The organism is Rhizobium sp. B21/90, assembly GCF_019355815.1.
GTDB classification, from domain to species: Bacteria; Pseudomonadota; Alphaproteobacteria; order Rhizobiales; family Rhizobiaceae; genus Rhizobium; species Rhizobium rhododendri.
Window position 1 is genome coordinate 155,189 of the sequence record NZ_CP072162.1, and the last position, 12,176, is coordinate 167,364.

A 12,176-nucleotide genomic window follows, 5' to 3' on the forward strand; every position below is an offset into this window, starting at 1 on the left:
AATTAACGATCTGTTAGGGTTAACAGATTATTGCTGGAGCGAAGATTGCGCCACACTATTATCTGCTGTCTTTATGGATCTGGCGCAGGACCAATCGATTTCACGGATCGCGCCATGACCGCTTCGGCACCCTCTTTTTCGACAATCCGCAGCCTTCAGGCCAGCGTCGCCCTGCTGGCAGCACTACTGCTTGCCGGCTGCGCGACGACGACGGACAAGACTACCACAGGCTCAATCCCGAAAATGTCGAAGTCTGCCGACGACATGAGCCCCGGCGAGCTCTCCGGCAGCACGGCAGCGCTCGGCAAGGCATACGACGCAAACCCGCGGAACCCCGTTGTCGGCGTCAATTACGCCAATGCACTGCGCGCCAGCGGTCGCAATGCCCAGTCCCTCGCTGTCATGCAGCAGGTGGCAATCGCCAATCCCAACGACCGTGGCGTTCTGGCTGCCTACGGCAAGGCACAGGCGGCGGCAGGACAATTGAATGAGGCTCTCGCCACAATCGAGCGCGCCCAGACACCTGACCGGCCAGACTGGCGGCTGGTCTCAGCGCAGGGCGCTATCCTCGATCAGCTCGGCCGCGCCACCGAAGCAAGGGGTAAATATCGCGACGCACTGGACCTGCAACCGAACGAGCCCTCGATCCTATCCAATCTCGGCATGTCCTATGTCCTGACCGGAGATCTGAAGACGGCCGAGACCTACCTGCGCTCAGCCGTCGCCCAGCCGACTGCCGACAGTCGCGTCCGACAAAACCTGGCGCTTGTCGTCGGCCTCCAGGGGCGCTTTCCCGAGGCCGAGCAGATCGCCCGGTCGGAACTGACGCAGCAGCAGGCCAATGCCAACGTCAATTATCTGCGCACCATGCTGGCCCAGCAGAATTCCTGGCAGAAGCTTGCCAGCAAGGACGGCGCGCCGAGACCTGTCAACTGACGGAAGCCCTTATCCGGCCTCCAGGTGTGACACGATAGGCCCTTGCACCGGTTGATCCTGAAACGTCAGTTGTGGAACCGGTCCATGACCTGGAGGATGGCCGGTCCGAGGATGACGGCGATCAGCACCGGCAGGAAAAATACGATCATCGGCACGGTCAGTTTCGGCGGCAGAGCCGCAGCCTTCTTTTCGGCATCGTTCATCCGGTCGTCACGCCCCTCCTGGGCAAGCACGCGCAAGGCCTGGGCAACGGGAGTGCCGTAACGCTCGGCCTGGATCAGCGCCTGGGTGACCGATTTGACATTCTCCAACTGCGTGCGGACAGCCAGGTTATCGAGTGCGGTACGGCGGTCTTGAAGGAACGACAGTTCCGCGTTGGTCAGCACCATTTCTTCTGCGAGTTCCGGGGATTGCTCGGCTAGCTCTTCCGAGACACGGCGCATGCCGGCTTCCACCGAAATTCCCGACTCGACGCAGATCAGCATCAGATCCAGAGCATCCGGCCACGCCCGCTTGATGGACTTCTGGCGCTTTCCCATGCGGTTCGACACATAAATATTTGGCGCGTAAAAACCGAGATATCCAACGCCTAGCACCGCGAGAACGCGGATCATGAAGCCCTTGCTTTCGAGATTGCCGAGACCGAAGACCCAGAAGCCAGCAAGGGCGAGGAACAAAAATGGCAGCAGGAAGCGCGCAACCAGGAAAGTGTTCAAGGCATTTTCGGATCGTAGCCCTGCCGCCCGCAGTCGGTTGACGGTGTTGGCGTCGACCAGCGCCTCTTTCAGATTGAAGCGCTCGGCGATATTGCGGACCGACTGGTTGTTCTGGTTGCGCAGCGTCGCCTTGCCGCCGTCGTTCATCCGCGCTCTTTCGCGGGCGCGGATCTGGTCGCGCTCGGTCGAGACTGCCTTCATGCGCTTGTTCAGATCGCCGCGGTCGAAATAGGGAATGGCCAGCGTGTAGAACGTTGCGAACACAGCGATCGAAACCACGACCGCAAGGATCAGGCTGGGATCGGTCAACTGGCTGGCAATGTCGGACATGGTGGCAACCTTCGGTCAGATGTCGAAATTGATCATTTGGCGCATGACGAACATACCGAGAGCCATCCAAACTCCGGCAAACATCAGGATGAGATGGCCGCGCGGATCGGTAAAGAGGGCCATGATATATTGTGGCGACGTCAGATAGACGAGCGTGGCGACGATGAACGGCAGGGCGCCAATGATGCAGGCCGATGCCTTGGCTTCCATCGACAGGGCCTGCACCTTCGCCTTCATCTTCTTGCGCTCACGAAGGACACGCGCGAGATTTCCGAGCGCTTCCGACAGGTTGCCGCCGGACTGCGACTGGATTGCAATCACAATGGCGAAGAAGTTGACCTCCTGCAGCGGAAGTCCGACAGCCATGCGGGCGCAGGCATCCGCCATGCTGAGACCGACCTGCTGGGCCTCCACCAATTGGCGAAACTCCGTCTTGACCGGCTCGCGCGCATCGGCTGACACAAGGCGGATCGCGTCGTTGAGCGGCAGGCCGGAGCGCAGCGAGCGGGTGATCACATCGAGCGCATTCGGAAACTCGTTGAGGAACTTGTTCTGCCGGCGCTTGACGAGAAAACCTATGATCCACCGGGGGAGACCGACACCGGCGGTAAACGGCAATCCCAGGACGATCGCCAGCGGCGCGCCCAGGATGAAGGCGGCAAGCATGACGACAAGAGCAAAAAGAGCGCTGAACAGATAGAAGCGACCGATGGTGATCGGCAGGCCTGTTTGAGCCAGTCGGGCCTTCAGGGACTGTGATTTCTTGCTTTTTTCCAGATTCCGCTTTTCGAGGTCTTTCAGCGAATCCTGCACGGACCTCCGACGCTTCGACAACTCCTGGACGCGGTCCCGCGCCGCACTGACCTTGTTCAGCTCGCTTTCTGTCGCCTTGACGCGACTGACGCGACTGGCCGTCTTCTTGTCGGTTTCCATACTCGAAAACAGGAAGCTGTAGCTCAACGCAGCCGCAGATATGGCTGCTAGCAGCACGATGAGGAGGATGGTGGAATCAATGCCGAACATCGGTCAAACCCTACTTCGATTGTTTGTCCATCTCGTCCAGCACCGCTGCCAATCGCTTTTCCTCATTGTAGTAACGGGCGCGATCCCAGAAATGCGGCTTACCGATGCCGGTCGACACGTGGCGACCGACGATGCGGCCATTGGCGTCTTCGCCTTCGATTTCGTAGCGCATCAGATCCTGGGTGATGATGACATCACCTTCCATCCCGATGACCTCGGTGATCTGGGTGATGCGGCGGGATCCGTCTCTCAAGCGTGCAGCCTGGATGATGACGTCGACGGAGCCGGCGATGATTTCGCGCACAGTCTTTGCAGGCAAGGTAAAACCGCCCATCGCGATCATCGACTCGATACGGCTCAAACATTCACGAGGCGTATTCGAGTGGATCGTTCCCATGGATCCGTCATGGCCAGTGTTCATCGCCTGCAAAAGGTCGAACACTTCGGGCCCGCGCACTTCGCCGACGATGATCCGCTCAGGGCGCATGCGCAGGCAGTTCTTGACGAGGTCGCGCATGGTGATCTCGCCCTCACCTTCGATATTCGGCGGGCGTGTTTCGAGACGTACTACGTGCGGCTGTTGCAATTGCAGTTCTGCTGTGTCTTCGCAGGTGATGATCCGCTCGTCTTCGTCGATATAACGCGTCAGGCAATTGAGCAGCGTCGTCTTGCCCGAGCCGGTACCGCCAGAGATAACCACATTGCAGCGGACCCGACCGATGATCTGCAGGATGATGGCGCCTTCCGGCGTGATCGCGCCGAAGCGGACGAGCTGGTCGAGAGTCAGCTTGTCCTTCTTGAATTTACGGATTGTCAGAGCCGGGCCATCGATCGCCAGTGGCGGCGCGATGACGTTGACACGCGAGCCATCCGGCAGGCGCGCATCGCAGATGGGGCTGGATTCGTCGACGCGACGGCCGACCTGGCTGACGATGCGCTGGCAGATCGACAGCAGCTGGCTATTGTCGCGAAAGCGGATTTCCGATTCGATCGTCTTGCCGCCAACTTCGATAAAGGTCTGGCCGGAGCCGTTGACCATGATGTCGGAAATATCGTCGCGGGCCAGCAGCGGCTCGAGCGGACCGTACCCCAGTACGTCGTTGCAGATGTCATCGAGCAGCTCTTCCTGCTCGGAGATCGACATCGCGAAATTCTTGATCGTGATGATGTCGTTGACGATGTCGCGAATTTCCTCACGCGCGCTTTCGCCATCGAGCTTGGAAAGCTGGGACAGGTCTATGGTATCGATCAGAGCACCGAAGACCTGCGCCTTGGTATCGTAATATTCCTCGGTACGCTGCGGGCGCCGGCGCTGCGGCGTCTGGATCGGTGGTGAGGCGACCTGCTGGCGCTGGGTATTTTCGCGGGAGGGCTCCATCAACACCGTGGAGGCCGAGACTGCGGCGGTCGACGTACGCGGCTGCAGCGGCGCGGGTGCGCCGTCGCCTTTTCCAAACCCATCGTTTCCGCGCTTACCAAACATGGTCGTTCCAATTCTTCTCGGTCGTCGTCTTATTTCCGCTTCAGAAGACCCATCAGGCCTCCCTTGCGGGACTTCTTCATTGCGATGCGGCCGGTAACGATGTGGGAGATCTGGGAGAATGTCTCGGCGATCGGCGACTTCGCGTCGACCTCCGAAATCATCCGGCCACTGTTCGCCGCGTTGCCGAACAGGGCTACGTCGAATGGAATGATAGCGATCGGATCGACTTCCAGTGGCTCGCAGAATTCCGAGATACCAATTTCCGGTCTTTTCGGCATACCCACCTGGTTGAGGATCAAATGCGGGACCTTGTCGTTCGGCCGCATCTTGCGCAAAGCATCCAGCATGTTCTTGGCGTTGCGAAGATTTGCGAGGTCGGGCATGGCGCAAATCACCACGTCGTCGACGCTCGAAAGTACAGCCCGGGTCCATTCCGACCACATATGCGGCACGTCCAGCACTGTCACTGGCGCGCTTCGCTGCAACACGTCCAGCACGGGCTGGAAGGCATGGCCTTCAAAATCATAGGCGCGGTCGAGCATCGACGGAGCGGCCAGCAGCGACAGGTGCTTCGAGCACTTCGTCAGCAGGCGATCGAGAAAGACCTCGTCCAGACGGTCCGGCGCAAAGACTGCCTCGGCTATCCCCTGGGCCGGATCCTGGTCGAAATCGATATTTGCCGTGCCGAAAGGGAGATCCAAGTCTGCAAGTATAGTCTCGGTGGAAAACAGGTTGGAGATGCCGAAAGCGCAGTTGTGAGCAATCGTCGAAGCCCCGACGCCGCCCTTGGCGCCAATGAATGCGATGCTGCGGCCGATCGGCTCGGCATCCGGATCGATGAAGATCGTCGACATCGCCGCCATAAGGTCGGACATTGCTACCGGCTGGACCATGTATTCCGAGATGCCGTTGCGCATCAGTTCGCGATAGAGCGTGATGTCGTTGTGGTAGCCGACGATAACGACCTTGGTGCTGGGGTCGCAGACCGCAGCAACCGGGGCGAGATCGGTCAGGATGGATGCCGGCGGAGAGCGAGTCTCGATAATGATCAGGTTCGGCGTCGGGGCGCTGGAAAACATGTTCGCCGCAGCCGCAGCGCCGCCGCTGGTGATGCGCAGGCTGACCTTTGCCATGCGCCGGTCGTTGCCAAAACGCTCCATCAACTGCTGCAGCGATTCGCTCTCGCAAAAGGCATGCACGGAGATGCGCGGAAGAGGACGCATGCTCTCGAGATCGCCGATGCGGGGACTGGCCGCATCCGCCTTTTCCATCTGGATATCGTAATCGATCGCGCTCATGGTCGTGTCCTGTCGTGTTTCCCGGTCAGAGCCTCCAGCCTGAAGATCATCCGCCGCTGCCGCTGAACCCGCCTATCGACGATGAACTCGTCGGGGTGGAGCCGCTGCGATAGCTCTCGATCACCTTGCCGCGCTGTTCCGCATCGATCGGTGTCTGCGCCCTTGGCGCGACGAGATCGGTAGGGTTGGCTACCTGTGCCGCCAGGTTGCTTTGAGACGCACAGCCGAAGTTATAGTAATTCTGGTTGTCGAAGGGTTTGTCCGCCAGATCTTCAGGCCACTGCCCGCAAGCGTTCGTAACCGCGGTGGTGGCCATGAAATGCAGCCGGATCGGCGCCGCGTCGCCTGCTCCACCCGCAGGATAGAAGCTATCAGCGATGCGCCGGGACGGGATGCCGCTGGCCACCAGTTCCTGGCGAACCTGATGGCGCACGTCGGCAATCGCCTGGCTGTTCATCGCACCCTGCGGCGTCATGATTTCGACAGTGCCGGTCGCGTGGGCCTTGTAGTCCTGGACGAAGCCCCGGATCATATCCCGCGTGCCTTGGGTGAGGCGACGATCGCTGGCGGCAACCGGAATGTCGACGTTATGTTCGGCCTGCGTCAGGACGATGGGATGACGTTGGCGGTAATCGTCGTGGACAGAGCCGGTCGTCATGTCGTCGTGGTTGGCGCAGCCGGCGAGGACAGCGACCAGCATTGCTGCAGACGCTACCCTCAAGCCGCTTACGTTCAAAACATGCATTCGGGTGCGGGACATGGCGACATCTCTCTCGGCGTTGGTTGACTGGCGGATCGTCATCACGCGCCCCTACTTGTAGATGAAGCCGACGGAGCCATGAAACTCAGCATCCGCGACGGGAGTGTCACGGCGGCCATAGACCTTGTTGACACGGTTGAGGAAGAAGGCGCCTGCATCGTTGGCGGGCGAGAAATTATCGTCCGGACGTGACAGCGCATTGCGAGCAACGGGGCGCACGAGATAGGGCGTGGCGATGATCACCAGTTCGCTTTCGTCTCGCTCGACGCTTTTCTGCCGGAACAGGGCGCCGAGGATCGGAATCTTGGATGCACCCGGAGTGCCGTTGGTGGTCTGCTGGATGTTGTCGCTTAGCAAGCCGGCAAGCGCGATGGAGCCGCCGGATGGCAACTCTACAGACGTGTCGGCAGCGCGCTGATTGTAGGTCGCCGTACCGGCCGTTCCGACCGGTTCGGAAACCTGTGTGTTGATGTGCAAGCTGATGCGACCGGCAGAGAGCACCACGGGCGTGAACGAGAGGCTGATGCCGTAGGTGTAAGGGGTGATCGTGACCTTGCCATCGCTGTCGGTCGAGGAATAGAGGGTCTGGCCACCGGAATTGAAGGTGGCCGCCTGCCCGGAAATTGCCGTCAGCGTCGGCTCCGCCAAGGTGCGAATGGCCTTGGCCTGCTCCAATGCGTTCATGTAGCTGTGGATGTCGTACTTGCCGACCGCAAATTTGAAAAGGGCAGCCAAGCCACCATTGCCGGCCGCGACAGCAGGATCACCGCCAATCAGGCCTGTGGTGGAATTTGTGTTGATGTTTCCAAGTTGGGCGACCGTCAGGCCGGACGAATTTCCGACAAGGTTATCGAAGCCAATCTGCTTCAGGACGCTCCGCTTGATCTCAGCAACGGTGACTTTCAGCGTTACCTGGTCTTCGCCATCGATCTGCAAAAAGTTCTTGATGGAGGACGTCTGCCGGTTTTCAGCGAAAATCGCCACTGCGCTGCTGGATCCGCTGCCGCTGGCGGTCGTGTTTCGGGTCGTTGCTTCGCCACCCTTGAGGAACGCCTGCGCAAGGTCGACGGCGCGCGACGAATCCATCGGCGTGCGGACGGTGCCGGTCAGGACGATGTTGTCGGAGACGATTTCGACATGGATATCAGAGTCTGGAATGAAGCGCTTGAGATTGGCCTGCAGACCTGTGATGTCGCGCTCGATGGAGATGTCGAGGGTCGCGACTTCCTCGCCATTGGCGCCGAATACGAAGATGTTGGTCTGGCCGACCGTCTTGCCGAACAGGTAGATGCGGCGCGAGGTCCGTGTCACCGCATCGGCCATCGTCGGGTCGGAGACGAGGATGTCATGGGCATCGGCAGGCAGATCGACGACCAATGCCTTGTTGAGACCGAGATTCAGCCGCTTGTGGTTACCGATCCCGGCGATGGTCACGATACTGTCGGACGTCTCGGCCAGAGCTTCGTCTACCGACAGGAAGTGCGGCACGATCTGCAGGGGCAGACCGCCGAAGGCGACAGAGAATGCGAGCAGCGCCGAGAGCGAACGGCTAGTCCCTGGTTTAGTCATCCGCATGGTCGCGCCCTTTTTCATTGTACCTTGATCGCCGCGCCGCTTGGGACGATGGCGCCGGATTTGATGACCTGCACGACAGATGCACCACTGTCTCCAGACAACAGGTAGTCGGCAGCGCCTGTGTCGGGCTCCTGCGCATCTGCGACCGAGCGCAGTGCCATGGACAATTTGTCAGCCATCTGCTGTGCCGTCGCCAGCACCTTCGCCTGGTCGGGGGTCAGTTCCAGCGTCGCGGTCGCACCGACGGCTGACTTCGAGCCATCAGGCTTCTGCTCGATCTGCTGGTCGATAGCGAGCACGCGCACGTTGCTCAGAATCGTCTCTGTCTGAAACTTGGCAGAATCGCCCTTGCGAACCATCAAAATATCGACGCGGTCGTTGGGAAGAATGAAGCCACCCGCGCCTGTCGCGACCGAGATTTCCGTGGCCACGGCCCGCTTGCCGGCGGGCAGCAGCGAGGAAAGGATGCGGCTGTTGGAATCGGCGACCTTTTCCTCGCGGATCGGTTCGCCTTCGAAGATCGGCAGGCGAACCACTGCGCCGAGCATGTCTTTCAACGCATCCGGACGGTCCGTCTCGGTGATGACGCCCTTGACGACACCCGCTTCCGGCCAGTCCATCCAGCGTATCGAGCTATCGTTCAAGCGTGAGCCGATGGGCAAATTGGCGGCTGCGACCAGAACCTTGACGGAAGGTTCCCTCTGCATCACCGTTGCAACTTCCGGAACGACATTGCGACCGCCCGCAAGGCGCATTGCCAGTATGCCGGCAAGACCTGCCGCGCCAACTGCAACAACGAGAATGATCAGGCGAGCGGGTTTCATTATTCATCCTTGGGAACAAGACTGTTCGCCAGCAAGGATGCACCGCAATTGGTATACTTATGGTTAATGAATGACTTACAACTTAGCTTAAGAAGTCATGAATACAGACTTCGTTCCAACCCCGAGATCATGACTGATTGAGAGCAGCCAGAAACAGGGGAGACGACGGGAAAGCGATAAACCCGCCAATGCCGATCGCGATGCCGTACGGTATCTTCTTAGCATGTGTTAGGGATTGGGGTATCGACATACCGATGACGGAAAGGATGTCGGCGCGGGCGCGCATGGCGAAGATCAGCAATGTCATAATGCCGCCGACGACGCTGACATACACGACGAATTCCAGAAGAGACTGGTCGAACCCGAACCACAATGCGGCGGCGCTCAGGAGCTTGGCATCGCCACCGCCCATAATGTTGAGCGCGAAGAAGCCGAAGCAAACGGCAAAGACAATCAGTGCACCCAGAAAATGCATTCCGATTACTGCCAGCGGTAGGCCCGTGAAGGGGGCGACCAGCAGAAATGCCCCGACGAGGATGACGGAAACCCGATTGGGGATGGTCATGGTGAAAAGATCGGAGAATGCAGCAACCGCCATGCAAAGCGGAAAAATCAAGAAAATTGCGGCCCCGATCATGCTTATCTCCATAAAGTCGCTATGATGGTAACAGCCATTGCCTAAGGAAGAATGACCGGTCTACGACGCCGTAAATGGCAAAAAGCCGCTGCCCTGAGGGGATGCGGCTTTTCATTCAAATTTATCGGCGAGACTTATCAGCCTGCGTAGTTCAACTTGAGGGCAATATTCTTGAACTGGTTGTTCAAGGCAGTGCCGAGCGTGGTTGCACCGGCGATCAGGGCTACGGAGATCAGAGCAGCGATCAAGCCGTATTCAATTGCAGTCGCACCGGATTCGTCTTTCAAGAAACGCGCGAAAAGCTTGGTCATGGAAACTCCTACTCCACATGTTGACAGCAAGTCCGCCAACTGTTTGCCGTTGATCGGATGAGGGGAAATTATCGAACGGCTGTTTCAATCGACTTAAAAAAAGTAGTAAACAAAATGATAATAGGCTTTCGCGATCATGGTAGTTAACGAAGAGAGTGATTAACGTATAGTATTGTTTCGAGTCATCTTTTGCACGGCCGCAGCAGCGACAGACATGTCACAGAGTAAATCAGACGGCTCCTTACGATACATAGATTTCACCTTCAAAATCCCATTTCTACGCATATGATGCCGTCAACCTTCATCAATCGACGCATTATTCGGCATATTAACGCTTAGTTTACTAATACTTTTCATTCTGTTGCGTACGAGCACCGAGAATTCGCCCGAGAGGCCCCCCTTCATGTTCCAGCAAGGCAGATCCGTTTTATTCGGCTGCATCGTCGCAGCGACAGGACTCTTGCCAGGGATCTCCGTGGCCGGGGACAACATGCTGCGGGTGTTCATGGATCATGCGCGCATCCTGAGGCTAGATCGCCCGGTCAGCAAAGTGATCATCGGAAACTCGCAGGTGGCCGATGCGACTGTCGCGGATCCGAAGACGATTGTTTTGACAGGTCGCAGTTTCGGCACGACGAACATCGTTCTTCTCGACTCCGACGGCAACGCGATTGTCGACGAGCGTATTCTTGTATCGATCGACGAAGGCAATACGGTTCGCGTCTATCGCCAGACGGAGCGCTCCGTTCTTTCCTGCACACCGAACTGCGAGGTTCACGCTCAGCAAAGCAGCGCTGCCGCACCAGTTGCCGCCACGCCATAGACGATGTCTTGGCATCGGAAGTTTAAGAGAAAACGCAACGGAATATCAATGAAGTCCGCATAGGGTCCGCGCGTTGATAGAAGCGTGGAAATCATGATGACGGTGGATGGGCAGGACGAAGGTGACACCGCGCTAGTCCGGCATCCTATCCTGAAGCGCCTCAGACTCATCGTCCGCTCGAAAGATGGGGCGACGGCAATTGAGTTTGCCCTGCTGGCGGTCCCCTATTTCATCATAATCTTTGCGATCATCGAGACATTCGTCGCCTTCACTGCCGAACAACTGGTGGTCAATGCCACGGATACGCTGTCGAGAAAGCTTCGCACCGGACAGATTACCTACGCGATGGGACGCACCGCGACCGACATGGATCAAACGAAGTTTCGGACCGCATTCTGCGCCGAGATTGCCATCATGATCAGCTGCTCCCCGAGCGAGATCGCCACACCGGCGAAATTGTATCTTGATGTTGAGACCTACACGTCCTTCGCCGACATTCCAGTGAAAATTCCTCGCGTCTCCACTGCCGCGTACGCCGACATAGATCCGTCGGGCTTCAAATTTGCGCCAGGCGGCCCAAGTTCCATCAACATGGTGCGAGCTTATTATCGTTGGAAGATTACAACCGATATCGTGCGGCCCTATATCACCACAATCCGACCGGCCAACGGTTCGATGCCGACCGACTTCCTGATTATCGCCACAACGGCCTTTCAAAACGAGAAATACCCTTGAGCGCCCCGGATCTACACAGTTACGGGATTCGCCGGAGGCTGCAACGGGCGCTCGATAGCCGTATTGCGCGCCTCGGTTTGCGTCTGGTGCGCGACAAGGGCGGTGTTGGCGCCATCGAATTCGCCATACTCGTTCCGGTCCTGCTGCTTCTGTACCTCGGCGCGCTGCAGACGACGGTCGCGCTCAGCGTTGCCCAGCGAACGAGCCGCGCGGCAGGAACTGTCGCAGATATTGTTACGCAGCAGTCGACGGTATCGAAATCTATCCTCTCGACCATGCCATCCGTCGTCAATGCAATCTTTGTGCCTTACGCCACTACCGGCATGACGCTGAAGATCACCGGCATCCAGATCGATGCCAGCAGCAAGGCTACGGTGCTTTGGTCGTGGGAGCAGGACGGGACGACTGCCTATGCGGTCAACAGTGCTGTGACAGGGGTGCCGACAGCACTCAACAAACCAAATTCGTTCCTGGTCAGAACCGAGCTTGGGGTGCCTTACAAGCTCATCAGCTTTGGACCGGACTTCCTACCGGCGGGCATGAATTCGATCACTATGCAGCGGCAATATTTCTACCGTCAGCGCACCGGAACTTCGATCAAGTGCGACGATTGCTAAAGCACTGACGCAGGACGACGACACCCGCTGAAATTGCCAAGTGCCTACTGCCACTATATGGGTACTCGCCTGCAAGCCGCCGGAAGATCCGTTGCGGATACTGATCGT

General features: G+C 58.4%; 13 protein-coding genes. 4 read left to right on the top strand and 9 right to left on the bottom strand.

The window, feature by feature from the left end; genetic code table 11:
* Positions 1-114 precede the first annotated feature (114 nt).
* A complete protein-coding gene (locus J5278_RS00705) occupies positions 115-936 on the top strand; it encodes a tetratricopeptide repeat protein (protein ID WP_142830009.1) in 822 nt (273 codons plus the stop codon).
* A 65-nt stretch (positions 937-1,001) separates the two neighbouring features.
* Here J5278_RS00705 and J5278_RS00710 read toward each other — a convergent pair whose 3' ends face one another.
* From J5278_RS00710 to J5278_RS00750, 9 genes are all read right to left on the bottom strand, one after another.
* Positions 1,002-1,982: a type II secretion system F family protein gene (locus tag J5278_RS00710; protein WP_209182311.1), complete on the bottom strand. Its 981-nt coding sequence runs from the start codon at positions 1,980-1,982 to the stop codon at positions 1,002-1,004.
* A 15-nt stretch (positions 1,983-1,997) separates the two neighbouring features.
* Positions 1,998-3,005: a type II secretion system F family protein gene (locus J5278_RS00715; RefSeq protein ID WP_142830005.1), complete on the bottom strand. Its 1,008-nt coding sequence runs from the start codon at positions 3,003-3,005 to the stop codon at positions 1,998-2,000.
* A gap of 10 nt (positions 3,006-3,015) precedes the next feature.
* Entirely contained in the window at positions 3,016-4,488 is a 1,473-nt protein-coding gene (locus tag J5278_RS00720) for a CpaF family protein (protein WP_209182309.1), read from the bottom strand.
* Between the two features lie 29 nt (positions 4,489-4,517).
* Positions 4,518-5,786, bottom strand: coding sequence for a CpaE family protein (locus tag J5278_RS00725; protein ID WP_142830001.1), 1,269 nt, complete (start codon positions 5,784-5,786; stop codon positions 4,518-4,520).
* A 46-nt stretch (positions 5,787-5,832) separates the two neighbouring features.
* The gene (locus J5278_RS00730; protein ID WP_209182307.1) at positions 5,833-6,588 is read right to left on the bottom strand and encodes a CpaD family pilus assembly protein; all 756 of its coding nucleotides are present in this window, start codon (positions 6,586-6,588) and stop codon (positions 5,833-5,835) included.
* 9 nt (positions 6,589-6,597) lie between these two features.
* Positions 6,598-8,139, bottom strand: a complete 1,542-nt coding sequence (locus tag J5278_RS00735; RefSeq protein ID WP_374108248.1) for a type II and III secretion system protein family protein — start codon at positions 8,137-8,139, stop codon at positions 6,598-6,600.
* Positions 8,136-8,945, bottom strand: coding sequence for a Flp pilus assembly protein CpaB (gene cpaB / locus J5278_RS00740; RefSeq protein ID WP_209182305.1), 810 nt, complete (start codon positions 8,943-8,945; stop codon positions 8,136-8,138). Before cpaB ends, J5278_RS00735 begins: the two co-directional genes overlap by 4 nt.
* Positions 8,946-9,072: 127 nt before the next feature.
* Positions 9,073-9,582: a prepilin peptidase gene (locus J5278_RS00745; RefSeq protein WP_209182301.1), complete on the bottom strand. Its 510-nt coding sequence runs from the start codon at positions 9,580-9,582 to the stop codon at positions 9,073-9,075.
* Between the two features lie 137 nt (positions 9,583-9,719).
* On the bottom strand, positions 9,720-9,893 hold the full coding sequence (locus tag J5278_RS00750) for a Flp family type IVb pilin (protein WP_209182294.1): 174 nt from the start codon (positions 9,891-9,893) through the stop codon (positions 9,720-9,722).
* 403 nt (positions 9,894-10,296) lie between these two features.
* Here J5278_RS00750 and J5278_RS00755 point away from each other — a divergent pair, with 403 nt between their 5' ends.
* From J5278_RS00755 to J5278_RS00765, 3 genes are all read left to right on the top strand, one after another.
* Positions 10,297-10,716 (top strand): pilus assembly protein N-terminal domain-containing protein, encoded by a 420-nt coding sequence (locus tag J5278_RS00755; RefSeq protein WP_142829991.1) that lies wholly within the window; start codon positions 10,297-10,299, stop codon positions 10,714-10,716.
* A 93-nt stretch (positions 10,717-10,809) separates the two neighbouring features.
* Positions 10,810-11,451: a TadE/TadG family type IV pilus assembly protein gene (locus J5278_RS00760; protein WP_209182446.1), complete on the top strand. Its 642-nt coding sequence runs from the start codon at positions 10,810-10,812 to the stop codon at positions 11,449-11,451.
* Between the two features lie 38 nt (positions 11,452-11,489).
* On the top strand, positions 11,490-12,068 hold the full coding sequence (locus J5278_RS00765; protein ID WP_209182445.1) for a TadE/TadG family type IV pilus assembly protein: 579 nt from the start codon (positions 11,490-11,492) through the stop codon (positions 12,066-12,068).
* Positions 12,069-12,176 lie beyond the last annotated feature (108 nt).